The sequence below is a fragment of the Streptomyces qaidamensis genome, from assembly GCF_001611795.1.
GTDB classification, from domain to species: domain Bacteria; phylum Actinomycetota; class Actinomycetes; order Streptomycetales; family Streptomycetaceae; genus Streptomyces; species Streptomyces qaidamensis.
On the sequence record NZ_CP015098.1, the window covers coordinates 5,740,065 to 5,765,213 of the forward strand.

The 25,149-nt window shown below is 70.0% G+C and carries 19 protein-coding genes and 1 pseudogene; 15 read left to right on the forward strand and 5 right to left on the reverse strand.

Translation table 11 applies throughout. The annotated features are described in order from the left end of the window. Positions 1-222: 222 nt before the first annotated feature. The 6 genes and pseudogenes from A4E84_RS45825 to A4E84_RS25635 form a co-directional block, all read left to right on the forward strand. Positions 223-561, forward strand: a pseudogene (locus A4E84_RS45825) (recombinase family protein); the annotation flags it as partial. A 237-nt stretch (positions 562-798) separates the two neighbouring features. Next, positions 799-2,832, forward strand: coding sequence for a thioredoxin domain-containing protein (locus A4E84_RS25615; protein WP_062928792.1), 2,034 nt, complete (start codon positions 799-801; stop codon positions 2,830-2,832). A 146-nt stretch (positions 2,833-2,978) separates the two neighbouring features. Then, positions 2,979-4,268, forward strand: a complete 1,290-nt coding sequence (locus tag A4E84_RS25620; RefSeq protein WP_062928793.1) for a glycosyltransferase — start codon at positions 2,979-2,981, stop codon at positions 4,266-4,268. Then, the gene (locus A4E84_RS25625) at positions 4,265-5,914 is read left to right on the forward strand and encodes an ArnT family glycosyltransferase (RefSeq protein ID WP_062928794.1); all 1,650 of its coding nucleotides are present in this window, start codon (positions 4,265-4,267) and stop codon (positions 5,912-5,914) included. The genes A4E84_RS25620 and A4E84_RS25625 overlap by 4 nt, the downstream gene beginning before the upstream one ends. Next, on the forward strand, positions 5,911-7,119 hold the full coding sequence (locus A4E84_RS25630) for a glycosyltransferase (RefSeq protein WP_062928795.1): 1,209 nt from the start codon (positions 5,911-5,913) through the stop codon (positions 7,117-7,119). The genes A4E84_RS25625 and A4E84_RS25630 overlap by 4 nt, the downstream gene beginning before the upstream one ends. After that, positions 7,103-9,508 (forward strand): galactose oxidase-like domain-containing protein, encoded by a 2,406-nt coding sequence (locus A4E84_RS25635; protein ID WP_107308374.1) that lies wholly within the window; start codon positions 7,103-7,105, stop codon positions 9,506-9,508. Before A4E84_RS25630 ends, A4E84_RS25635 begins: the two co-directional genes overlap by 17 nt. 88 nt (positions 9,509-9,596) lie before the next feature. Here A4E84_RS25635 and A4E84_RS25640 read toward each other — a convergent pair whose 3' ends face one another. The 4 genes from A4E84_RS25640 to trhA form a co-directional block, all read right to left on the reverse strand. Continuing rightward, the gene (locus A4E84_RS25640) at positions 9,597-10,328 is read right to left on the reverse strand and encodes a Mut7-C RNAse domain-containing protein (RefSeq protein WP_062928797.1); all 732 of its coding nucleotides are present in this window, start codon (positions 10,326-10,328) and stop codon (positions 9,597-9,599) included. Between the two features lie 4 nt (positions 10,329-10,332). Next, positions 10,333-10,995: a TetR/AcrR family transcriptional regulator gene (locus A4E84_RS25645; protein ID WP_079129115.1), complete on the reverse strand. Its 663-nt coding sequence runs from the start codon at positions 10,993-10,995 to the stop codon at positions 10,333-10,335. Positions 10,996-11,010: 15 nt separating this feature from the next. After that, on the reverse strand, positions 11,011-12,738 hold the full coding sequence (locus tag A4E84_RS25650; protein ID WP_079129116.1) for a DHA2 family efflux MFS transporter permease subunit: 1,728 nt from the start codon (positions 12,736-12,738) through the stop codon (positions 11,011-11,013). A 101-nt stretch (positions 12,739-12,839) separates the two neighbouring features. Then, positions 12,840-13,553, reverse strand: coding sequence for a PAQR family membrane homeostasis protein TrhA (gene trhA / locus A4E84_RS25655; protein ID WP_062928799.1), 714 nt, complete (start codon positions 13,551-13,553; stop codon positions 12,840-12,842). Positions 13,554-13,879: 326 nt separating this feature from the next. On the opposite strand from trhA, the gene A4E84_RS25660 reads away from it, so the two are divergent. The 9 genes from A4E84_RS25660 (at position 13,880) to A4E84_RS25700 (ending at position 24,476) form a co-directional block, all read left to right on the forward strand. Continuing rightward, complete coding sequence (locus tag A4E84_RS25660) at positions 13,880-15,709, forward strand: phosphoenolpyruvate carboxykinase (GTP) (protein ID WP_062928800.1); 1,830 nt, start codon at positions 13,880-13,882, stop codon at positions 15,707-15,709. 555 nt (positions 15,710-16,264) lie between these two features. Next, positions 16,265-18,502 carry a glycoside hydrolase domain-containing protein gene (locus A4E84_RS25665; RefSeq protein WP_062928801.1) on the forward strand — a complete coding sequence of 746 codons (2,238 nt, stop codon included), beginning with the start codon at positions 16,265-16,267 and terminating at the stop codon, positions 18,500-18,502. A 10-nt stretch (positions 18,503-18,512) separates the two neighbouring features. Continuing rightward, a complete protein-coding gene (locus A4E84_RS25670; protein ID WP_063827577.1) occupies positions 18,513-18,971 on the forward strand; it encodes a hypothetical protein in 459 nt (152 codons plus the stop codon). Further along, the gene (locus A4E84_RS25675) at positions 18,968-19,738 is read left to right on the forward strand and encodes a twin-arginine translocation signal domain-containing protein (RefSeq protein ID WP_062928803.1); all 771 of its coding nucleotides are present in this window, start codon (positions 18,968-18,970) and stop codon (positions 19,736-19,738) included. Before A4E84_RS25670 ends, A4E84_RS25675 begins: the two co-directional genes overlap by 4 nt. 60 nt (positions 19,739-19,798) lie before the next feature. After that, positions 19,799-20,263, forward strand: coding sequence for a hypothetical protein (locus A4E84_RS25680; RefSeq protein ID WP_062928804.1), 465 nt, complete (start codon positions 19,799-19,801; stop codon positions 20,261-20,263). Between the two features lie 100 nt (positions 20,264-20,363). Continuing rightward, positions 20,364-21,278, forward strand: coding sequence for a hypothetical protein (locus tag A4E84_RS25685; RefSeq protein ID WP_062928805.1), 915 nt, complete (start codon positions 20,364-20,366; stop codon positions 21,276-21,278). Then, positions 21,278-22,534, forward strand: coding sequence for an RND family efflux transporter (locus A4E84_RS25690; RefSeq protein WP_062928806.1), 1,257 nt, complete (start codon positions 21,278-21,280; stop codon positions 22,532-22,534). Before A4E84_RS25685 ends, A4E84_RS25690 begins: the two co-directional genes overlap by 1 nt. Beyond that, on the forward strand, positions 22,531-23,241 hold the full coding sequence (locus A4E84_RS25695) for an ABC transporter ATP-binding protein (protein WP_062928807.1): 711 nt from the start codon (positions 22,531-22,533) through the stop codon (positions 23,239-23,241). Before A4E84_RS25690 ends, A4E84_RS25695 begins: the two co-directional genes overlap by 4 nt. Further along, complete coding sequence (locus tag A4E84_RS25700; protein ID WP_062928808.1) at positions 23,238-24,476, forward strand: ABC transporter permease; 1,239 nt, start codon at positions 23,238-23,240, stop codon at positions 24,474-24,476. The genes A4E84_RS25695 and A4E84_RS25700 overlap by 4 nt, the downstream gene beginning before the upstream one ends. A gap of 130 nt (positions 24,477-24,606) precedes the next feature. Here the strand turns inward: A4E84_RS25700 and A4E84_RS25705 are convergent, their stop codons facing one another. Further along, complete coding sequence (locus A4E84_RS25705) at positions 24,607-25,026, reverse strand: SCO4983 family protein (RefSeq protein WP_062928809.1); 420 nt, start codon at positions 25,024-25,026, stop codon at positions 24,607-24,609. Positions 25,027-25,149: the final 123 nt, after the last annotated feature.

Consider the following 25,149-nt stretch of genomic DNA (forward strand, 5'->3'; position numbering starts at 1 on the left):
CGGTCCGGTGCCCCACACACTGCTCGCTCGTTGGTGCGAGTGCCGGGCTGACGGTCGGGCGGGGGGAAGTGACGGGTTCCACGGAGGGGCGAAGGAGCGGCGGGACCCCCGTTGTGTCCTACGCCCGCACGTCCGAGGACTTCCGGCAACGGTCACTGGAGGCCGCTATGACAGAGACGCGACTGAGGAGCCGACGGGTATCGGACCGGCACTGGGCACGAGCTGTGGAGGGGGCTCCGCACAGCGGGCCGCGGCCTTTTCGGCCGGCAAGAAGACAGACCCACGCTCCATCCGGTCGAGGCGGCACTCATCCGAAAGGCGGTGACCGACCGTGTCGGTGGCAGGGCAGTCCGCGCCATCGCACGGGAATGGTGCGATCTCGGGGTCACAGGGACTCGTGGTGGCAGACCCAACGCCCAGACGATCACACAGATCATGACGGCGCCCCGAGTGTGCGGTTACCGAGCCGACAAGGGCGAGTTGCTGCTCTTGCCGGAGACTGGGGGACCGGTTCCCGGCCGGTGGGAGCCCGTGGTGACGCCGGAGCAGTGGATGGCGGTGTGTGCGACGTTCTCTCCCGGGAACCTCTACATGCACCGCGGCAGTGCTGCTCCGCGGCGTACCACGGGGACCACTGCTCCCAGTGGTCTCGCCAGTGGCTTTCGGCGCTGCGGTGCACATGGGACCACTCTCGCGTCGAGCCCGTCTGGCGTGAGGCGAGCCCCTTCGCACCGGCAGAGGACAGGGGCGGGAGGCGCGTTCCGCGGCAGGCCGGCCGCCGTGAGGCAGGATGGAAGCATGCCGAACCGACTGGCTCATGAGACGTCCCCGTACCTGCTCCAGCATGCCGACAACCCCGTCGACTGGTGGCCCTGGTCGGAAGAGGCTTTCGCAGAGGCGCGGCGGCGGGGGGTGCCGGTGCATCTCAGTGTCGGCTATTCCAGTTGCCACTGGTGCCACGTCCTGGCGAAGGAGAGCTTCCAGGACGAGGTGACGGCCGAGGTCATGAACGAGCACTTCGTCAACATCAAGGTCGACCGCGAAGAACGCCCCGACGTGGACGCCGTCTACATGGAAGCCGTGCAGGCCGCGACCGGGCAGGGCGGCTGGCCCATGACCGTCTTCCTCACCCCGGAAGCCGAGCCGTTCTACTTCGGCACGTACTTCCCGCCCGCTCCCCGCCAGGGCATGCCGTCCTTCCGGCAGGTGCTCCAGGGCGTGCACCAGGCGTGGGACGAGCGGCGGGACGAGGTGACCGAGGTCGCCGGGAAGATCGTCCGGGATCTGGCCGGGCGGGAGATCTCCTACGGCGACGCGCAGCCCCCCGGAGAGGAGGAGCTCGCGCAGGCGCTGCTCGGGCTGACCCGGGAGTACGACCCGCAGCGCGGCGGATTCGGCGGGGCGCCGAAGTTCCCGCCGTCGATGGTGCTGGAGTTCCTGCTGAGGCACCATGCGCGGACCGGCGCCGAGGGTGCGCTCCAGATGGCGAGCGACACCTGCGAGCGCATGGCCCGGGGCGGGATCTACGACCAGCTCGGGGGCGGCTTCGCCCGCTACTCGGTCGACCGTGACTGGGTGGTGCCGCACTTCGAGAAGATGCTGTACGACAACGCCCTGCTGTGCCGGGTGTACGCCCACCTCTGGCGCGCCACCGGCTCGGAGCTCGCGCGCCGCGTCGCCCTGGAGACCGCCGACTTCATGGTGCGCGAACTGCGCACGAACGAGGGCGGGTTCGCCTCCGCGCTGGACGCCGACAGCGACGACGGCACCGGGAAGCACGTCGAGGGCGCGTACTACGTGTGGACGCCGGAGCAGTTGCGGGAGGTCCTAGGCGAGCAGGACGCGGACCTCGCGGCGCGGCACTTCGGGGTGACCGAGGAGGGCACGTTCGAGGAGGGCGCGTCCGTCCTCCAACTGCCCGTGCGGGAGGCCCTGTCCGACGCGGAGAAGGTCGCCTCGGTCCGGGAGCGGCTGCTGGCGGCGCGGTCGGAGCGGCCCGCGCCCGGCCGGGACGACAAGGTCGTGGCCGCCTGGAACGGCCTCGCGATCGCCGCGCTGGCCGAGACGGGCGCCTACTTCGACCGGCCCGACCTGGTCGAGGCCGCCGTCGCCGCGGCCGATCTCCTGGTCCGGCTGCACCTGGACGAGCAGGCCCGGCTCACCCGCACCAGCAAGGACGGCCACGCCGGTGCCAACGCGGGTGTCCTGGAGGACTACGCGGATGTGGCGGAGGGTTTCCTCGCGCTCGCGTCCGTCACCGGTGAGGGCGTCTGGCTGGAATTCGCCGGCTTCCTCGTCGACCACGTCCTGGCCCGCTTCACCGACCCGGAGTCGGGGTCGCTGTACGACACCGCGGCCGACGCCGAGCGGCTGATCCGTCGTCCGCAGGACCCGACCGACAATGCCGCGCCGTCCGGCTGGAGCGCGGCGGCCGGTGCCCTGCTGGGGTACGCCGCGCACACCGGCTCCGAGCCGCACCGCACGGCCGCGGAGAAGGCCCTCGGTGTCGTCAAGGCGCTCGGGCCGCGGGTGCCGCGCTTCATCGGCTGGGGGCTCGCGGTCGCGGAGGCCGTGCTGGACGGTCCGCGGGAAGTCGCGGTCGTGGGGCCGTCGCTCGACGACGAGGGCACGAGGTCGCTGCACCGCACGGCACTTCTGGGGACCGCGCCGGGTGCCGTCGTCGCCGTCGGCGTGCCGGAGAGCGACGAGTTCCCGCTGGTCAGCGGCCGTCCGCTGGTCGGCGGTGAACCAGCGGCCTATGTCTGCCGTAACTTCACGTGTGACGCGCCGACAACGGAAGTTGAACGGTTGCGTGCGGTGCTGAGCGACTGAAGTCGGGAATCAACGGAAACACGCTCTTTATCTGAACAGCCCCCAGGCTTCACAGTTCCCCCCTAATCTCTGCACAGTGACGTGACGGGAGGGGCCGCACCGGCACACCGTCACGACCGGGGGCTCTGGGATCTGGGGGGATCTGTTTGCTGACGTCTGTCTTCATCGCTGCCGTTTCACTGGCCTTGTTCTGGATGGCGGCGTTCACGCTGTGGTGGCAGATGCACGCCTGGCGCACGCCGGAAGTGCTCGCCTCCACCCGGTTCAGCAGTCCGGACGGGGACGAGCACGTCTCCTTCTCGCTGCTGCTGCCCGCGCGGCACGAACAGGCGGTGCTGGACCACACGATCCAGCGGCTGCTGGAGTCGAGCCACACCGACTTCGAGATCATCGTGATCGTCGGGCACGACGACCCGGAGACCACCGCCGTGGCCGAGCAGGCCGCGGCGCGTGATCGCCGGGTCCGGGTCGTCGTCGACACGCACGAGAAGAAGAACAAGCCGAAGGCCATGAACACGGCGCTGCCGCACTGCCGCGGCGACGTCGTCGGCGTGTTCGACGCGGAGGACCAGGTCCACCCCGAGCTTCTCGCGCACGTCGACCACGCCTTCCGCACCACCGGCGCGGACGTCGTGCAGGGCGGGGTGCAGCTGATCAACTTCCACTCCAGCTGGTACAGCCTGCGCAACTGCCTGGAGTACTTCTTCTGGTTCCGCTCGCGGCTCCACCTGCACGCGCAGAAAGGTTTCATTCCGCTCGGCGGCAACACCGTCTTCGTCCGCACGGACGTCCTGCGGGAAGCCGACGGCTGGGACCCGAACTGCCTCGCCGAGGACTGCGACCTCGGAGTGCGCCTGTCCAGCGTCGGCAAGAAGGTCGTCGTCGCCTACGACTCCGACATGGTGACCCGGGAGGAGACCCCGGGCTCGCTCATGTCCCTGCTGAAGCAGCGCACCCGCTGGAACCAGGGGTTCCTCCAGGTGTACCGGAAGAAGGACTGGAGGCAACTGCCCACCCTCGGGCAGCGGCTGCTCGCCCGCTACACCCTGATGACGCCGTTCATGCAGGCCTTCACCGGTCTGATCATCCCGCTGAACGTGGCGATCGCGCTGTTCCTGGACGTGCCCGTCGGCATTGCCTTCATCACCTTCCTGCCGGCCGTCACCGCCCTGGTCACCTTCGTCTTCGAGGTCGTCGGACTGCACGACTTCGGCAAGCAGTACGGGCTGCGCGTCCGCTTCGCGCACTACCTGAAGCTGATCCTCGGCGGCCCCTTCTACCAGGTCCTGCTCGCCGGAGCGGCCGTGCGGGCCGTCTGGCGTGAGCAGCGCGGCCGCAACGACTGGGAGCTGACGACCCATGTCGGAGCGCATCTCGACGAGCCGGCCACGCCCCGCCAGGACGTTCCCGTGACCCGAGAGGACGTTCCCGCGTGACCTCCACCCTTCCCGCGGTGACCACCGCCAAGGTCCCCGCGCAGCGCCGGCCTGCGCCCCGGACCGGTGCGCACCGCAGACCGGAGCCGCCGAGCCGGCTGCGCTCCTCGCGCTCCGACCTGATCCTCTGCGGCGTCCTCCTCGCGGCGATCCTCGTCGTGCAGGGCTGGAACATCGCCGACTACCCGGCCCTCAGTGACGACGAGGGCACCTATCTCGCCCAGGCCTGGTCGGTCCAGCAGGGCAACGGCCTGGCCCACTACACCTACTGGTACGACCATCCGCCGCTCGGCTGGATCCAGATCGCCGTGCTGACCTGGATCCCCGCGCTGATCAGCCCCGAGTCGATGACGGTGGGCACCATGCGCGCCGCGATGCTGGTGATCAGCGGCATCAGCGCGGTCCTCGTCTACGTACTGGGCCGGCGCCTCGCGCTGCCCCGCTGGGCGGCCGCCCTCGGCATGGTGTTCTTCGGGCTCTCCCCGCTGTCGGTCGTCCTCCAGCGGGAGATCTTCCTCGACAACCTCGCGGTGATGTGGACGCTGCTGGCCTTCACCCTGGCCGCCTCCCCGAGCCGCCACCTGTGGCACCACTTCGGCGCGGGCATCGCGGCCGCCACGGCCGTCCTCACCAAGGAGACGATGCTCGTCGTCCTGCCCGCCCTGTTCCTCACCATGTGGCGCCACAGCCACCGGGACACCCGCAAGTTCGCCATCACCGGGGCCGTCACGGCCTGCGCCCTGATCGGCTTCTCGTACCCGCTGTTCGCCCTGCTCAAGGGCGAGTTGCTGCCCGGCGCCGGACACGTGTCCCTCTGGGACGGCGTCAAGTACCAGATGACCCGACCCGGTTCGGGCTTCATCCTGGACCGGGGCTCCGGCTCCTGGGGCGTGCTCCAGTCGTGGCTGTACTACGACAAGGTCCTGCCCCTCGGCGGTCTCGCGGGCGCCCTGCTCCTGCTCCTCACCTGGCGGTGGTCGGTCACCGCCCGGGCCCTGGCCGGTCCCGCCCTGGCCGTGGCGATCTTCGCGGCGCTGGCCCTGCGCCCGAACGGCTACCTGCCCGCGATGTACGTCATCCAGGCCCTGCCGTTCCTCGCGCTGGTCCTCGCCGGAGGGACCGCCTCCGTCGCCCACGCGGTGCTGAGCCGCTGGCGCTCCGAGGCGGAGAAACGGTACGTCAGTGTGGGCCGGTACGCGCTCGCCGCCGTCCTCGCCCTGGCCGCCGGTGCCTACGTCGTGCCCCGCTGGTACGACGGCGCGCACACGGCCGTCACCACCGACGCCAACGCCCCCTACAAGGCCGCCTCCCAGTGGCTGGCCACGGAGGTCGAGGACCCGGAGCGCACCCGGGTGCTGGTGGACGACGCCCTCTGGCTGGACCTGGTGCACCAGGGCTACCGGCCCGGGCTCGGCGTCATCTGGTTCTACAAGGCCGACCTCGACCCGGCGGTGACGAAGACGATGCCGCGCGGCTGGAAGGACCTCGACTACGTCGTCGCCTCGCCGACCGTCCGGCGTGACGCGGCCGACCTGCCCAACGTCAAGGCCGCCATGGAGCATTCGGAACCGGTCGCCACCTTCGGCACCGGCGAGGACCGCATCGAGATCCGCCAGATCCAGACGTCCGCCGGAGGCGCGCGATGAGCCAGGAGTCCACCGTCCCCGGCGAGGTCGTCGAGACCACCGAGATCCCCGAACCGGGCGCCGTCACCATCGTCGTACCGACGTTCAACGAGTCGGCGAACGTACGGCAGTTGCTGCGCCAGATCACCGAGGCCGTCCCGGCCCGGCTGCCCTGCGAGGTCGTCTTCGTGGATGACTCCACCGACGACACGCCCGAGGCCATCGAGAAGGCGGCGCAGGACTGCCCGTTCCCGGTGACCGTGCTGCACCGCGAGGAGCCGGTGGGCGGGCTCGGCGGCGCGGTCGTCGAGGGACTGAAGGCGGCCACGTCCGACTGGATCGTCGTCATGGACGGCGACTGCCAGCACCCGCCGTCCCTCGTGCCCGACCTGGTCGCCACCGGTGAGCGGGCCAACGCCGGACTCGTCGTCGCCTCCCGGTACATCAAGGGCGGCAGCCGGGCCGGGCTCGCGGGCAGCTACCGCGTGGCCGTCTCGCGCGGGGCGACCTGGCTGACCAAGGCGCTCTTCCCGCGCCGGCTGCACGGCATCAGCGACCCGATGAGCGGCTTCTTCGCGATCCGCCGCAGCGCGGTCACCGCCGAAGTCCTCCAGCCGCTCGGCTACAAGATCCTCCTGGAACTCGCCGTCCGCAGCCGCCCCCGCACGGTCACCGAGGTGCCCTTCGTCTTCCAGGACCGGTTCGCCGGGGAGTCCAAGTCCACCGCGCAGGAGGGCCTGCGCTTCCTGCGCCACCTGGCCGGGCTGCGCTCCGCCTCGCCCGTCGCGCGGATGATCGGGTTCGGCCTGATCGGGCTGACCGGCTTCGTGCCGAACCTGCTGGGCCTGTGGGCGCTGACCGCCGCCGGCATGCACTACGTACCGGCGGAGATCCTCGCCAACCAACTGGGTGTCGCCTGGAACTTCGTGCTCATCGAGCACCTGCTGTTCCGCGAGCGGCGACGGCACCGGCGCTGGTGGGACCGGGCCGGGCGGTTCGCGCTGCTCGCCAACGCCGATCTGGTGCTGCGCATCCCGTTGATCGCCCTGTTCGTGCACCAGCTGCACCTGGGCGTGCTGTCGGCCACCGCGCTCGCGCTGGTGACGACGTTCGTCCTGCGCTTCGCCGGGACCGAAGCGCTGGTCTACCTGCCGCGCCGGGGACGTGAGAAGCCCGGGCGCGGGAGCACCGCACAGCAAGGAGAGCCGTGTGAACAGACGTCGTAGACGTACCGCATTCCTGGCCGTGGCGGGCCTCACCGCCGGCCTGCTCCTGACCGCACCCCAGTCCGCCTCCGCCGCCAACCTCATCAAGAACCCCGGCTTCGAGACCGCCGGCACCGGCGACATGCCGTACTGCTGGGAGAAGTCCGGCTGGGGCGACAACGACTTCACCTTCACCACCACGGCCGACGCGCACACCGGCTCCAAGGCCATGAAGGTCGAGCTGACCCGCCGCGTCGAGGGCGACCGCAAGGCGCTGATCACCGAGTCCGCAGCGTGCGCTCCGGTGGTGACGCCGGGCAAGCAGTACGACCTGGGTCTCTGGTACAAGACGACGACCCCGGACGCCGCGATCACCCTGTTCCGGCACGACACCACGTCCGGCTGGCAGTACTGGACCGACCTCAGGACTCTGGACATGGCGGGCAGCTGGACCGAGGCCACGGTCCGCACCCCCGAGGTCCCGGCCGGCACCGACCGCATCTCCTGGGGCGTCTCCGTCTACGGCACCGGCTCCGCCACCACCGACGACTACACGATGGACCAGGTGCCCGACCCGGTCCTGCCGCCCGAGTGCACCGGCACGGCGGAGCAGTGCGCGAACGGCAAGTGGGACGTGCTGCCCACGCAGAACCCGGTCCGCTCGATGCACTCCGTCGTCCTGCACAACGGCAAGGTGCTGCTGATCGCGGGCTCCGGAAACGACGAGTCGATGTTCGAGGCCGGCACCTTCACCTCGGCGGTGTACGACCCGGCGAACGGCTCCTACAAGGTCATCCCCACGCCCAAGGACATGTTCTGCGCCGGCCACGTCCAGCTCCAGGACGGCCGGGTGCTGGTCATGAGCGGCAACAAGGGCTACCCGACGGCGGACGGCCGCGTCGGCTACCAGGGTTACAAGGACTCGTACGTCTTCGACCCGCAGACCGAGACCTACTCCAAGACCAATGACATGAACGACGGCCACTGGTACCCGTCGGCGACGATCCTCGGCAACGGTGACGTCATCTCCTTCGGCGGCCTGAAGGAGGACTCCACCGGCTCGGTCACCGCCGAGCTGTTCTCCGAGGCCGAGCAGCAGTGGCAGCCGCTGTGGAAGGTCAACCAGACCTGGTCGTACTGGGGTCTGTACCCGTCGATGATCCTGATGCAGGACGGCCGCCTCTTCTACTCGGGCAGCCACGTCTTCGGCAACAACATCCCCGGCACCGGCTCCGCGATCTACGACTACGACGCCAACACCACCACCCAGGTGCCCGGCCTCCGCAACAAGGACGAGCGCGACCAGTCGGCCAGCGTGCTGCTGCCCCCGGCGCAGGACCAGAAGGTCCTCACCCTCGGCGGCGGCAACATCGACTCCAACCCGGAGGCGAACCGCCTGACCGACATCATCGACCTCAAGCAGCCCAACCCGTCGTACGTGGCCGGGCCGCCGATCCCGCAGGGCACGGTCGACCTCGGCAACGGCCCGGTCCCGCAGACCGGGAACCAGGGCAAGATGTACGTCTCCGCGGTGCTCCTGCCCGACGGCAAGGTGCTGGAGACGGGCGGCGCCCTGCACAACCGCGCCAACCCGGTCTACGAGACGTCGATCTTCGACCCCGCGTCGGAGACCTTCGACCCGGTGGCCGTCGACCCCGAGGCGCGCGGCTACCACTCCTCGGCGTTCCTGCTCCCCGACGGCCGCGTGATGACCACCGGCGACAACCCGGGCAACGGCACGTGGAACCACGACGTGTCGGTCTACAGCCCGCCCTACCTGTTCAAGGGCCCGCGCCCGCAGATCACTTCCGTCATCGACACCGAGTGGAACTACGGCGACACCCAGCGGATCACCGTCGACCGGCCCATCGCCAAGGCCGAGCTCATCCGTCCGGCCGCCGTCACGCACTCCTCCGACCCGAACCAGCGGTTCGTGGACCTGCCGCTGTCCGTCGACGGCGACAACGTCGACCTGAACGTCACGAGCAACCCCAACCTGGCCCCGCCCGGCTGGTACATGCTCTTCGCGGTGGACGCGAACGGGGTGCCGTCGGTGGCGAAGTGGGTGCACCTCCAGGGCCCGCAGGCCCTGAAGGCGACGGACGCCTCGGCCCACGTCCACGACTTCGCGGACGCACCCGAGGGCAAGGTCGTGAAGCCCGGCAAGAAGCGCACGTCCCAGAAGGTCAGCCCGACGATCTCCGGCTGCGACCGCCACTACGGCTCAGTCAACGTCTGCGTGCCGACGGACTTCCCGGCGGAGGTGAAGAAGACGACGGCCGCCCGCTGCACGTGGCTCAAGACGAACGAATACGGCCGCCTGAAGGTCAACGGCAAGGACGACCCGCTGAACCTGGACACCAACAGGGACGGGATCGCCTGCGGCAAGGGGGATCCGGCAAGGCGCTAGAAGCGCCCCGACGGGTGCGCCCCCAAGGGGCGCGGGGAACTGCGCGACCGGCCACGGCGGTCCCGCAGTTCCCCGCGGCGCTCAGGACTCAACGGCGCTCCGCGCGGAGCGCAAGCGCCCGCTCCACGATCGCCTCCAACTGCTCGTGATGCGCACCCTTCCAGTACGCCCGCCCACACGCACCGCACCGCGCGAACACGTCGTACGACCGGTGTGTGCCCTGCTGCAACTGGTCCGCCACCTCCTCCTTGGAGGCCTTGCGCAGCATCCCGTTGCAGGCGGTGCACCGCGTCCAGGGAAGCAACTCGGGCTCGAACCGGTCCAGTACGTCCCGCAGCTGCTCCTCCGGGCGGGTGCTGTACACGAACGCCCCCGCCCACAGCTCGCGCCGCCGCAGCAACCCCCGGTCGCGGCTCAGCATCACCCGCTGCTCCGCCGCGGAGCGCGCCGCCAGCGCCGGGTCGCCGATGTCGGTCGACTCGTAGGCCGTGTCCACGCCGAGCAGCCGCAGCCGGCGGGCCAGCGTGCCGAGATGCACGTCGAGGAGGAAGCGCAAGGGAGCGCCCGGAACCCGCTGGGGTCGCGCGACGGTCCGTACGGTCACCGACTCCCCGGCCGCCGGAACGTGTGAGACGGGCACCTCGCGGCCGTCCACGAGCAGCGCGCCGACCTCGGTCAGCGGCACGCCCAGCGACTCGATGACATGGCCGAGGCCGGCGGCGCCGTCGGTGGCGGCCCGCACCGTGCCGTCCCGGCGGGCCCGGGGGACGAACACGTGCAGCTCGGAGGCGAACTCGACGTGGATCTCGGGACCGTTCACCCGGTCAGGATGTCACGGGTGTCTCGGAAGCGGGTGCCCGTTTCGGCAGGTCCTTGAGGGTGTCGAGGGTGCGGTCCACCAGTTCCGGCAGGTCGTCCCGGAAGTCCCGCTCGACCCAGTAGATCATCGCCTCCAGCAGGGCGCCCATCAGCCCCATCGCGTAGACCCGCACTTCGAGCTCGCCCTCGTCGCGGCCGCTGCGTTCGGCCAGCGCCCGGCACACCAGGCGGCCGGTGAGGGACATGCTCTCCATCATCCGCGCGCGCAGCGCGGGAACCTCGACCATCAGCCGGATGCGCAGGATCACCTCGTCCTGCTCGAAGTCCGCGGTGTCGGCGAGGGCCATGGTCATTCCCTGGCGGATCGACCAGCGCAGCGATTCCAGGACCGGTTCGTCCTGAGGGCGTGCCCGTAGCAGGTCTTCGACCAAGGGGTCGTACTCGTCCGTCAGGACGATGTCCTCCTTCGTCGGGAAGTAGCGGAAGACGGTGCTCGGCGAGACCTCGGCGCGCTCCGCGATCTGCTCGACCGTGGTGGCCTCGTACCCCTGCTCCTTGATCAGAGCGTACGTGGCGTCCCTGATCGCGGTCCGCGTCTTGATCTTCTTGCGCTCCCGCAGGCTCAGCTGCCGCGCCGCCTCGGGAACAGGGGTCCGTGCCGTGGTCATACGGCTCATTGTCGGTCATCCGCCTCCAGCCGGGCCACGTCCGAAGTCCGAGGCCGCCTCGCCCTGTGGCTTCCCGGCCTTCCCGTCTTTTCCGGCTTCTTCGGCTTCTCCGGCTTCTCCGGCCTCTCCGGCTTCTCCGGCCTCTTCGGCTTCTCCGGCCTCTTCGGCTTCTCCGGCCTCTTCGGCCTCTCCGGCCCCTTTGGGCCCGCCGGGTCCCCCGGGTTGTCCGACCGGAGCGGCGCCCCGAGGGTCGGGCAGCAGCAGTGCCGTCAATGCGGCCGTCACCAGGGCCGCGATGCCGCAGACCACGAGGACCGTGGCCATGCCGTCCACATACGCGGCGTCGGCGGAGCGGGCGAGCGCCGGCAGTCCCAGTTGTCCGGCCACGGCATGGGCGCCGCTGAGTGAGTCGTGTGCCGCGTCCGCGGCCCACCGGGGCAGTCCGGCGGTGTCGAGCCGGTCGGCGTAGGCGCCCGCGACGAGGCTGCCGAGCAGCGCGATGCCGATGGCGCCGCCCACCTGACGCAGCGTCATCAGCAGTCCGGAGCCGCTGCCCGCCTCCTCGGCGGGGATGCCGCCGAGCGCCGCGTCCATCGCGGGCACCATCGCCAGGCCGAAGCCCAGGCCCGCGATCGTCAGCCACAGGGCGGTGAAGCCGTAGCCGGAGCCGGGCTCCGTGCGGGAGCCGAGCAGCGCGGCGAAGCACAGCACCACCAGGCCCGTGGTCACCACCGGGCGTGGTCCCATGCGCCGCACCAGCAGGGTGCTCAGCCGCGCGGAGACCATCAGCCCGCCCATCATCGGCAGCAGCCGCAGCCCGGTGCCGAAGGCGTCGCTGCCGCCGACCTCCTGCAGATACGTCGGCAGCATGAACAGCAGCCCGGAGAAGACGAACGTGCCGAGCGTCGCGGCCAGGCTGTTGAACAGGAACCCCCGGTGGCCGAGCAGTTTCAGGTCCAGCATGGGCCGCACCGCACGGCGCTCCCGTGCGACGAGGGTGGCGAGGAGCAGCGCGGAGACGGTGAACGAGCCGAGCACCGGGCCGCTGTCCCAGCCGCGCCCGGGCGCCTCGATGATGCCGAAGACCAGGGCACCGAGCCCCAGCGCGCTGGAAGCGGTGGACAGGGCGTCGACCCGGGGCGAGGACGGGTCGCGGGACTCGGGGAGCAGAAGCAGACAGGCGGCGATGCCGATCGCGGCCATGGGGATGTTGATCAGGAAGATCGAGCCCCACCAGTAGTGGTCCAGCAGCAGCCCGCCCACCAGCGGCCCGAGCGGCATCCCCGCGGCCATGGACGCGGTGACGGCGGCGACTGCCCTGCCGCGCTCCTCCTCGCCGAACATCGACGGCAGCACGGACAGGCCGAGCGGAATCACCAGCGCGGCGCCGAGACCCATCAGGGAGCGTGCCGTGATCACCAGCTCCGGGGTGTCGACCACTGTGCCGACCAGCGACCCGGCGAGGAACACCACCAGGCCCGTGACCAGCATCCGGCGCCGCCCGAACCGGTCACCGAGCAGCCCGGCGGGCAGCATGAGCGCCGCGAACACGACGACGTAGGAGTCGACGATCCACTGCAGCTCGCCGGTGGTCGCGTCCAGCTGCGCGGCCATGGTCGGCAGCGCCACGTTGAGGATCGTCAGATCGAAACCGAGCGCGAACATGCTCGCGACGAGGGCGCCGAGCGCCCACCAGCGGCGGGGATGCCCCCGCCCCGAGCCGCGCGGAGTGACAGTAGCCATGAAATGAGAGTTACTCTCATAAGACTCCCACTGTCAACGTGTGGGGGCATGAGAAAGGGCCACGGCTCGGAAAGCCGTGGCCCTGTGCTACGAGGCAGCCGCTACCCGTGCTGGTACGCCACCAGCGAGATCCCCACGTAGTGCGCGATGAAGGCCGCCAGGGTGAGGGAGTGGAACACCTCGTGGAAGCCGAACCAGCGCGGTGACGGGTTCGGCTTCTTGATGCCGTAGACGACGCCGCCCGCGCTGTAGAGCAGGCCGCCGACGATGACCAGGACGAGGACGGCGATGCCGCCGGTCCGCATGAAGTCCGGCAGGTAGAAGACGGCCGCCCAGCCCATGGCGATGTAGCAGGGCGTGTAGAGCCAGCGCGGGGCGCCGACCCAGAAGACCCGGAAGAGGATGCCGGCCACGGCTGCGGCCCAGATGCCCCACAGCAGCCACTGCCCCTTGGTGCCGGGCAGCAGCAGCATGGTCAGCGGCGTGTACGTGCCCGCGATGATCAGGAAGATGTTGGCGTGGTCCAGCCGGCGCAGCACGCCGTCCATGCGCGGGCTCCAGTCGCCCCGGTGGTACAGCGCACTCACACCGAACAGCAGGCAGGCCGTCAGCGCGAAGATCCCGCAGGCGATACGCCCTCTGGAGGAGTCGGCGAGCGCGGTCAGCACCAGGCCCGCGACCAGAACGGCCGGGAACATGCCCAGGTGCAACCAGCCGCGCAGCTTCGGCTTGACCGGATGCGGCAGGGAGAGCGCCTTCGGACCGTGGCCGTCGGCCGCCGAGTCCGTGGGCGCGTCGGGGACGAACGCAGTCATGGCCGAATGGTAGCTACGGAACCGTAAGTGGCGTGTCGGTGCCGCCGATTGACCGGTGAAGAGTGGCCATCCTCTCACCGCGGCCCGGTGATGGTCACGCAAACGGACTGCCAGGTGAACGCAACGTGCACGCAAAGCGGCGCGCGGAAACCGTGGCGAGCCTCACGTTGCTCACCTGTGCGCTCCTCTGGACAGATGGGCGCGTACGTCGGATGATCAAATGAGTGCGGTCGGCACCGGATGAGCGCCAAGATCCACCGAAGCGTCCGGGTCGCAGCCCCCACGGGGCCTCCACATCACAAAAAATCCCTCATTTAGGAGCAATCGTGGCGCGCGATATCGCGGCTCCCACCGTCCCCACCACCCATCAGGGACTGATCTCGTGGGTCAACGAGATCGCTGAACTGACGCAGCCGGACAACGTGGTCTGGTGTGACGGATCCGAGGCCGAGTACGAGCGACTGTGCGAGGAGCTCGTCGAGAAGGGCACCTTCCGCAAACTCGACCCGATCAAGCGCCCCCACTCCTACTACGCCGCCTCCGACCCCACCGACGTCGCGCGCGTCGAGGACCGGACGTTCATCTGCTCCGAGAAGGAGGCGGACGCGGGCCCGACCAACCACTGGAAGGCCCCCGCCGAGATGCGGGAGATCTTCCAGGGCTCCGAAGGCCAGGGCGGTCTGTTCCGCGGCTCGATGCGTGGCCGGACCATGTACGTCGTGCCCTTCTGCATGGGCCCGCTCGGCTCGCCGCTGTCCGCGCTCGGTGTCGAGATCACCGACTCGGCGTACGTCGCCGTCTCGATGCGCACGATGACGCGCATGGGCCAGGCGGTCCTGGACGAGCTCGGCTCCGACGGCTTCTTCGTCAAGGCCGTGCACACCCTGGGCGCCCCGCTGGAGCCCGGCCAGGCGGACGTTCCCTGGCCCTGCAACCAGACCAAGTACATCTCGCACTTCCCCGAGGACCGCGAGATCTGGTCCTACGGCTCGGGCTACGGCGGCAACGCCCTGCTCGGCAAGAAGTGCTACGCCCTGCGCATCGCCTCCGTCATGGCCCGTGACGAGGGCTGGCTCGCCGAGCACATGCTCGTCCTCAAGCTGACCCCGCCGCGCGGCGAGTCCAAGTACGTCGCCGCGGCCTTCCCGAGCGCCTGCGGCAAGACCAACCTCGCCATGCTGGAGCCGACCATCCCCGGCTGGACGGTCGAGACCATCGGCGACGACATCGCCTGGATGCGCTTCGGCGAGGACGGCCGGCTCTACGCCATCAACCCCGAGGCCGGCTTCTTCGGTGTCGCCCCCGGCACCGGCGAGCACACCAACGCCAACGCGATGAAGACCCTGTGGGGCAACTCCGTCTTCACCAACGTCGCCCTCACGGACGACAACGACATCTGGTGGGAGGGCATGACGGAGGAGACCCCGGCCCACCTGACGGACTGGAAGGGCAACGACTGGACGCCCGAGTCCGGCGTCCCGGCCGCGCACCCCAACGCCCGCTTCACCGTCCCGGCCTCGCAGTGCCCGATCATCGCGCCGGAGTGGGAGGACCCCAAGGGCGTGCCGATCTCGGCGATCCTCTTCGGCGGCCGCCGCGCCACCGCCGTGCCGCTGGTGACGGAGTCCTTCGACTGGAACCACGGCGTCTTCCTCGGCGCCAACGTGGCTTCCGAGAAGACCGCCGCCGCCGAGGGCAAGGTCGGCGAGCTGCGCCGGGACCCCTTCGCGATGCTGCCGTTCTGCGGCTACAACATGGGCGACTACATGGCTCACTGGGTCGACGTGGCCAAGGACAAGGACCAGTCCAAGCTGCCGAAGATCTACTACGTCAACTGGTTCCGCAAGGACGGCGAGGGCAAGTTCGTCTGGCCCGGCTTCGGCGAGAACTCCCGGGTCCTGAAGTGGATCGTGGAGCGCCTGGAGGGCAAGGCGGAGGGCGTCGAGACCCCGATCGGCGTCCTGCCGACGAAGGACGCCCTCGACACGGACGGCCTTGAACTCGCCGAGTCCGACCTCGACTTCCTGCTCACGGTCGACAAGGAGGTCTGGCGCGAGGAGGCCGCCCTGGTCCCCGAGCACCTCAACACCTTCGGCGACCACACGCCGAAGGAACTGTGGGACCAGTACCGCGCGCTGGTGCAGCGCCTGGGCTGACCCCAACCCCCGAACTCCGCGGCCGGCTGGAACCGACAGTGCCCTGACCAGCAACATCGTCACGGCCGGCCGCGGTGACAACACCATCGGCAGGGGTTCGCACAACGGCGTGCGGACCCCTGCCTTTCGCATGTCTCCGTCGCGCCCCCTTGCTCACAGGCGGGCGTCGCACCAGCTCCGGCGCCGCCTCACGGCGGGTGCGCGGCCAACGAGGTGACGGCGCGACACATTCCTTATGTGTTCATGCAGTTGGGACGCCTGAGTGCGCGAAAGGTTGTGCACACCTTCGGCCTCACCTTGGGTACGGGTCGATCACAACTGGTCGCCCGCCGGGTCCGGTCTGGGTGTGATTGGTGGGATCAATCCAAGATCTTCTGATGCCTCGGTTGTGACATGGTCAAGTGAGCGACTCCGCTGGGGCGTTGATCCGACGCGCGCCCTTCGCTCCAGGTGCCCGGTCCGAACAGCGGGACCTCACCCGCCCAGTGCCGCTCAACCCACCAAGTGCCGCCCGATCCAGGCGCGGCCCCGCATCCACAGCCGAGAGGGCGCTTCATGGCCGACGAGATGGTGCGTCAAGCCCAGGTCTTCATCAACCGCGTGTACGGCAGCCGCATCGGCATGACCGTCGAGGAGAACGGACAGACCGGCTGGCCCACCATGTACGCCCTGACCCGCGCGCTCCAGTACGAACTCGGCATCACCAACCTGTCGAACAGCTTCGGGCCGGCCACCCTGGCGGCCATCGCGGAGAAGTACGGCAAGATCGACGCCAACAACGTGCCGCACGCGGACTTCTGCCGGATCCTCCAGTCCGCCCTGTACTGCAAGGGTTACGACGGCAGCGCCATCGACGGCACTTACAGCGCCCGCGTCCAGCAGTCCGTCACCCAGCTCATCGCCGACATGGGGCTGAGCGCGGTCTACCCGGGCAGCGCGCTGTGGCCGAAGGTCATCAAGGGCCTGTTCAACATGGACGCGTACGTCACCGTCAGCGGCGGCTCCAACTCGGTTCGCTCGGTGCAGCAGTGGCTCAACGGTCAGTACGTCCTGCGCAAGGACTACTACGTCATCCCCTGCGACGGCCACCACTCGCGCGACGTCGCCAAGTCGATGCTCTTCGCCGTCCAGTACGAGATGGGGATGGCGGACGGGGTCGCCAACGGTGTCTTCGGCCCCGGCACCCAGTCCGGGCTCAAGTCGCACACCCTGTCGGTCGGCAGCTCCGGCAACTGGGCACGGCTCTTCACCGGCGCGATGATTCTCAACCAGCGCACGGTCGCCTTCGGTAACTTCACCAGCGCGGTCTCCACCGCCGTCCAGAGCTTCCAGTCCTTCGCGAAGCTCCCGGTCACCGGTAAGGGCGACTTCTCCACCTGGGCCTCACTCCTCGTCTCCTACGGTGACCAGAGCCGTAGCGGCGAGGCCTGCGACGGCGTCACCAAGATCACGGACGCGCGCGCGGCCACCCTCAAGGCGGCCGGCGTGAAGTACATAGGCCGCTACCTCACCAACCCCAGCGCCACCTCGCTCCCCGAGAAGGCCATCCAGCCCGGCGAGCTGGCCACCATCGCCTCGAACGGCCTACGCTGCTTCCCGATCTACCAGACGTACGGCAGGGACGCCGCCGGCTTCAACTACGGCGCCGGGCGGGCCGCGGGCCAGGCCGCCGCCAACGCCGCCCTCGACCACGGCTTCAAGCCCGGCACCCGGATCTTCTTCGCCGTTGACTTCGACGCGCTTGACCACGAGGTGACGTCGAACGTCCTGCCGCACTTCAAGGGCATCGTGGACGCGCTGGCCGCCGACGGCGCGGAGTTCGCGGTCGGTGTGTACGGGCCGCGCAACGTCTGTACCCGGGTCGGCGAGGCCGGGCACTCCACCGCCTCCTTCGTCTCCGACATGTCCTCCGGCTTCTCCGGGAACTTCGGCTACCCGCTGCCCGCCGACTGGGCGTACGACCAGATCGTCACCCGCACCGTCGGCTCCGGCGCCGGCTCCATCGAGATCGATGTCAACATCGCCTCCGGCCGCGACACCGGCCAGGCCTCCTTCAACGCGCCCCGGCCGCCGCGCCCCGACGTCGGCTTCGACGGCTCCTTCCTCAACGCGCTGCACGCGGACCTCAGCCGGTACATGCGCAGCATCGGCTACGAGGACGACGGCGGTACCGGCGCCAACGCGCGTCTCTTCACGCACACCCAGTGCTTCGAGACGATCATGTCGCACGACGCACAGACCACCCAGCTGTCCCGTGCGTACAACATGCGCAAGGCGATGATCCAGACCTCCGCCTACTGGGAGATGCGGCACTACGACCTCATCGACCAGGGCGTGGACCACGCGGTCGCCCAGTACCACCTCAACGGCGTCGGCATCAAGAAGGACTCCTCGACCGGCATCGGGCAGATCAGCGGCGCGAACGGCATCCGCGCCTGGAACCACTGCATCGACAACGGCTTCGTCACCGGCACCCGCCTCGATCCGACCAAGGATGCCGACATCTGGACGATGTGGCAGAAGGTCAACAAGGACAACGCCTTCACCATGCGGACCGTGCCGCTGATCCACCTCTGGGGAGTCGCGGGCAAGCCCGGCGGCCAGAACCCTCCGGCCGGCGAGACCAAGCTGCGCGCCATGAGCCTGAACTACACCGAGGGCGAGATCTTCGAGATCATCCGCCGCTACCAGGGCTGGGGCGACGAGGCCGAGGCTCATGCCGCCAAGCGCATGGGGCTGTACCACATCTTCGAGAAGTACAACAACCTTGTCCGGCAGCTCGCCGGCGGGTGAGGTGGACGCCATGACCACCTCGTATCCCGCCGCCCTGCCCCTGCTGCTCTGCATCGTCGTCGCCGCCGTGACCGCCTTCGCTCTCGTCGGGTACGGCTTCCCGGCTATCGGCAGGGGCGGTCCGGGGGCGGTGGCACGCGGCGGCGCCGCGCTCGCCGGAGCCCTCGCCGCGGTCGCCTGGATCTGGGGTCTGGTGTCGCTCTTCCTCGACGAGAGCGGCACCGCCCAGGCCTGCCAGGACGCGAACCTCGCGCTGTACGGGCAGGTGAGCGGCTACAGCGTGTCCTACCTGCCGCCCGCCCTCGACTGCCGCATGTCGTCAGGTGGTTCGTACGCGGCGGCCGTCCCCGGCTTCATCGCGCCCGTGATGACGGTCAGTGCGGTGATCGCGGTGACGCTCGCTCTGATCGCCTTCGCCGAACACCGCCGCACCACCACACCCGAGCACCCCGAGAAGAGGACCACGTGAGCGACGCTCCCGCCCCGCTGTCCCGCAGAGGCTTCCTGCTGCGTGCCGCCGCCGTCACCGCCGCCGCGGCGGCGGTCCCGTACTCGCAGGCACTGGTCACCCCCGCGTACGCCGCCGAGCCGCGGGACTACACCTTCCCCAAGGCCGTCCGCGAGGGCGTCGCCCGGGCCGAGGCCCGTAACAAGAGACTCCTCGCCGGGGCCGACTCGGCCAACGGCTGGGACATGGAGACCGCCGCCGACCGGGGCGGATCCATCGCCACCCGGCCCGTGCCCGGTACCCCCGTGACGGACCTGCAGGTCCGGCTCGGCGCTCCCGAGACCGTCCTGGTCCACGTCGTCCGCCGCTTCCACTACGAGATCGCCGAGCTCCAGCCCGGCGAGGCCGTCGGCTGGACCGCTCCGAAGGGGCTGCGCGGGCCCGTCCGCAACCTGGCCTCCGGCACCGCCGTCCGGATCCGGCCCGGCCACTACCCGCCCGGCACCAAGGGCGGCTACTTCCCCCTGGAGCTCGCGGTGCTGCGCGACATCCTCGCCGAACTCGACGGTGTGGTCCGCTGGGGCGGCGACGACCGCGCCGTCGACGAGGCCCTCTTCTACCTCGCGGTCGGCCCCGACGACAAGCGCCTGACCGCCGTCGCCGAACGCCTCCGCGCCGGCGGCGACCGGGCTCCGGGCGAGGGCGCCGGCACTGTCGTGGACGTCCACGAGAAGGGCCGCCGCTCGGCCGCCGAGGCCCTCGCCCGCCGCCAGCGGAAGGCGGCCTGACGCCGCTTCGCGCCTGGCCCGGGCTTTTCCATTTCACAGTGGACCACCAAGGAGAAGGCAATGAAGAGAAAACTCACTCTCGTGGCAGCGGCGACCGTGGTGATGGGGGCGTTCGTGACTCCTTCCGCCCATGCCAACACCGGTTTCGAGAACCAGATGAGCCCCGAAGCCTGTCAGAAGTCCCAGGCGGCGTCCGATTTCAAGTACGCGATCTACTACAACTCGAATTACGGCGGCGCTTACCGCAACATTGGTTACAGCGTCTGGGACTTCGCCGACGAGCGCATCGGCGGGGCGCCGCAGGGCGGCACCCAGCCGCTGAAGTTCTGCCACGGCGGAAACGGCAACCTGCAGGGCATCAAGAACAACGCCGCGTCGGTGAAGAACAAGCACTCGACCTATTACGCCGTGACGTATTACAACAGCGGTTACAAGGGCTCCGCGGACTGGTCCAGCCCGCGCTCCCAGACCAACCTCTCGGTGACGAAGAACGAGAACGCCTCGTTCGCCTGGCAGACCCTCTGATCCGTATCGGCACACGGGGCGGCCCGCTGCCGGCAGCGGGCCGCCGTCGCCGCACTTTCTCCTCTTCCCCCCAGTAGTCCCTCCAGCGGTAGGTACTCCCATGCGTATGAAGGCCAGGCGGGCAGGCGTCGGTTCGCTGTTGATCGCGGCGACTGTGGTGTCCGTCACCGGTTGTTCGGGCGACGCGACCACGGCGAAGCCGTCGGTGGCGACACCGAAGCCCACGGTTCCGTTCGACGCGGCCGATCCCGCGACATGGGTGCTCCCGATCGAGGGCTATCTGCCGTCGGAGACCGAGCGGAAGCAGATCTCGCAGGCACGGAAGATACTCGTCGGCACCTGCATGAAGGGCTTCGGCTTCTCCTGGGAGCCGGCCGCCGACCTGCCACGTCTGGGCGGCAAGACCCTGGTCGACTGGCGTTACGGCATTCACGACATGGCGCTCGCCGAGGAGCGGGGGTACAAGCCGGCGGCCGAGGAACAGGAGGCGTACGACCGGGCCGTCGAGAAGGGCGCCCTGGACGGTGCGTCGGGTACCGGCCCGGACACGCGGGCCTTGGAGGGCGGCGTCAAGGAGGTCGGGGGCAAGCCCGTACCCGAGGGCGGCTGCCTCGGCGAGGCCGACCGGAAGATCTCCGCCGGTGGCGCGAACACCACGATCGCCCAGACGATCAGCAATGAGACCTTCGCCCGGTCCCAGCAGGTCCCCGAGGTCGTCGAAGCGTTCGAGGCCTGGTCCGCCTGCATGAAGAAGAGCGGGTTCGACTACGCGCGGCCGCTCGACGCCAGCGACGACCCGCGGTTCGGTTCGCAGGGCGTCACGCCGCTGGAGATCAGCACCGCGACCGCTGACATCTCCTGCCGGGACAAGACCAAGGTCGCCAAGGTCTGGTTCGACGCCGAGGTGGCGATGCAGAAGGAAGAGATCGAGTCGGGAGCCGAGCGGCTGAACGGGGAGAGGAAATCCCTGAATTCGGCCGTGAAGAAGGCCGCCCGAGTCATAGCGGGCTCCTGATGCGTTCTCGTGGCCTGGCCCAGCGCCGAAAGGCTCTCGGTCTCCTGGTGCTGGCATGTCTCGTGTGTACTGGGGCGGGCGCGGGCGCCACCCTTCTCATCAAGTCCCCGGCGCAGGTCGCCGCGGACACGGCCCCTCCGCCACCGGACATCCTCACGGCGGAGGTGGAGAACCGGGTGATCTCCCAGGCCCTGATCACCCGCGGGAAGGTAACCGCCTCCCAGCGCACGGACATCTCCTCCGGACCCCGGGCAGGCGAGGACGCCGGACGGTCGGTGGTCACCAAGGTCACGTCCGCTCCCGGCCGGAAGCTCACTGCCGGGCAGGTGCTTCTCGAAGTCTCGGGCCGTCCGCTGTTCGTCCTCAAGGGCGCCGTCCCCGCCTACCGTGACCTCGTGCCCGGCAAGCGCGGCGAGGACGTCGCCCAGCTCCAGTCGGCGCTCCACGGCTCCGGCCACCCCACGGGCAACGACCTCTCAGGAGTCTTCGGCCCGGGCACCGCGCGGGCTCTGACGTCCTTCTACCGTTCCATCGGTTATGAAGTTCCGGTCACCGAGGCTCCCGGGAGCGTGAGCCCGGCCGAGGCTCCACAGCCCGGCGCATCGGCCTCCCCGGAGGCGAAGCCCGAGGAGGCCCCGCCGCGCGCCCTTCCCACCTTCCCGATGTCGGAAGTGGTCTTCGTCCGTTCCTTCCCCGCGTTCGTCGAGGAAGTGCGCACCGAAGTGGGGGACGAGGCCGGGGAGAATCTGCTGTCCCTGTCCTCCGGCGAACTCACCGTCGAGGGTTCCGTGACACCGCAGGAGAAGGGGATGATTCGCGTGGGGCAGAAGGTGCGGATCTACTCCGACACCGCGGGCCGCGAGTACAGCGGAGAAGTGAAGTCCGTCGCCTTGGAACGTGCCACCGCGGAAGACGACGGCGGCGAGGAGTCGGGCGAGCAGAGGTACACGGTCGAGGTGACACCCTCCCGGCCCTTGCCCAGGAAACTGAACAGCGAGAACGTGCAGTTGACCGTGGTGGCGGCCTCGTCGAGGGGGAAGGTGCTCGCCGTGCCCTCGTCGGCCGTCTCGACCGGTGCCGACGGTCTGACCAGCGTCACCGAGAGGACAGGGCGCAAGGAGCGCCGGATCCCCGTCACCGTTGGTGTGTCGGGGGACGGGTACGTGGAGATCATTCCGCGCAAGGGCGCACGCCTGGAGGCCGGTGCCCGGGTCGTCGTGGGCGTGCAGACGAGAGCGACTGCGGGCCGCCCGTGACCACCACTACCGAGGACAGCGCCGTCATCGAGTTCCGTGGCGTCGGACTCCGATACCCCGGTCCTCCTGCCGTCGACGCCCTACGCCCCTGCGATCTGCGCATCGCGGACGGGGAGTTCGTCACCGTGGTGGGGCCGTCGGGCTCGGGCAAGTCCACCCTGCTGAACATCGCGGGGCTCCTGGACGTGCCCACGCAGGGCCAGTACCTGCTGAACGGGATCGACACGGCCGCCCTGAGCGCCTCTCGTCTGGCCGCGCTGCGCGGCGAACGGATCGGGTTCGTCTTCCAGGCCTTCCACCTCCTGCCCCATCGCAGTGCGCTGGAGAACGTCGAACTGGCCCTGGTCTACCGGGCTGTTCCCCGGCGGGAGCGCCGTGCGCGCGCTACCGCGGTCCTGGAGCGCGTGGGCCTGGCGCACCGTGCCACCGCCCTCCCCACCCAGATGTCGGGCGGCGAGCGTCAGCGCGTCGCGGTCGCACGCGCCCTGGTGGGGGAGCCCTCCCTCCTGCTGTGCGACGAGCCGACGGGGAATCTGGACTCCGCCACGTCCGCATCCCTGCTCGACCTGCTGGACGCCCTGCACCGCGACGGCATGACCATCGTCGTGATCACCCATGACCGTCAGGTCGCGGAGCACGGACAACGCACCGTCACGATCCGCGACGGCGTTCTCCACGACTCCGGCCACCGGTCGGGGGCGGTATGACGACGCACCGCCGCAGCGCCCCGAAACGGTCCCGGCTGGCCGTACGCGATCTGCTGTCCGAAGCCGTGGCCGGCATGCTGCAGCGACCGGCCCGGTCCGTTCTCACTGCCCTCGGAACCGTTCTCGGTGTCGGCGCCTTCATCGCGGTCCTGGGTCTCACCGGGACAGCCACCTCGCAGATCGACCATCGGTTCAACGCGCTGACGGCCACCGAGGTCAGCGTCACGGACATCGGTTCCGGTGGCACCGCAGCCCGGGACCTGTCGTTCCCGCGGGACGCCGACGCCCGCGTCACCCGGCTGAACGGCGCGCTCGCCGCAGGTGTCTCCTGGGCTGTCCGGCTCGGGCCACAGGAAGCGGTGCGGGCCGCCCCCGTCGGCTCGGCCAACAGCGTCGACGCCCAGACGCAGGTGATCGCCGCCTCTCCCGGGATCTGGCAGGCGTCAGGGGCCCAGTTCGCCGAGGGCAGGGCCTTCGACGGCTTTCACGACACGCACCACCAGCCGGTCGCCGTGATCGGACAGGCCACCGCGGCACGTCTCGGCATCACCACGCTGCGAACACAGCCGGCCGTCTTCATCGGCAGCACCGCCTTCACCGTGATCGGCATTCTGAAGGACGTCGAGCGCAAGCCGGAGCTTCTGATGTCCATCACGGTGCCGCGTTCGGTGGCCGAGCGGACATGGAGAGCCCCCACGGACGAGGGGGCGCAGATGCTGATCTCGACTCAGCTCGGTGCCGCCGGCCAGATCGCGGACGAGGCGGCCGTAGCCCTGCGCCCGGACCACCCCGAGTACTTCAAGGTGACCGCGCCTCCCGACCCGCGGTCCCTGCGCACCGCGGTCAGCGACGACCTGAGCCAGCTGTTCCTTCTCCTCGCAGGGGTGTGCCTCATCATCGGGGCCGTCGGCATCGCGAACACCACTTTGGTGGCCGTGCTGGAACGGACCGGGGAGATCGGCCTGCGACGCGCTCTGGGCGCGCGCGGCGTGCACATCACCCTGCAGTTCCTCACCGAGACCGCGACGCTCGGCCTCCTCGGAGGTCTCGTCGGTACCTCGATCGGCGTCGTCGTCGTGGTCGCCGTCGCCGCGGCGCGGCAGTGGACGCCGGTGATCGACCCCGTCACCTTGGCCGCCGCCCCGATCCTCGGCCTGGTCGCCGGCCTGCTGGCCGGTCTCTACCCGGCGTGGAGAGCGTCCCGCATCCCACCCGTCGAGGCGCTGCGCCGCTGAGCTGAACCGGTGGCCGCCCGGGGCGTCGAGGGGGACACCCGGCTCACGCCGACGCGGAAAGGTGGCGCCCGGTCCGCGCGTCGCTGCGGGTGCGCGCGGACCGGGGCCGTCAGGGGGAGCCCCGGAGGGCTCAGCGGGACGCGAGTGCGCGCGACTCCAGCGCCGCGGTGTGGGCGTCCATCCGCTCGGCGGCGAGGATCGCGGCCGCCGTGTCGGCGCGGGAGGCGGCGACGACCAGCGCGCGGCCCGCCAGGGCGTGCGCCCGCCGGTGCAGGGCCTCGGTGCTCCGCTCACGCCGACCGCTCATCGGCGCGCGAACCGGGGTGCGCCCGCCGCGCAGCCGGCCCACCTGCTCCGCAAGCCGCTCCGCCGCCGTGTCCAGGTCGGCCGAGGCCTGCGCCGCACGCAGCTCGTCCGTGACGGCGAGCAGGGCGGCGAGATGGCCCGCGAGCTGGATGTCCAGCTCTTCCTCACGGGAACGGTGGGGGAAGTCCGGGTTGGGGCCGTCCACCGTGCTGTGGACCGACTTGGCGCGGATCGGTTCGTACATGGGAAGGCCTCCTGAGTGCAGGAAACCATCCTAGCTTAGATTTCGTCTAAAGTTGAGTTGTTCACAAAACCGGACTGCCCGCGCACATAGTGTGAACGGGCAGTCCGGTGAGGTGCGGTCGCG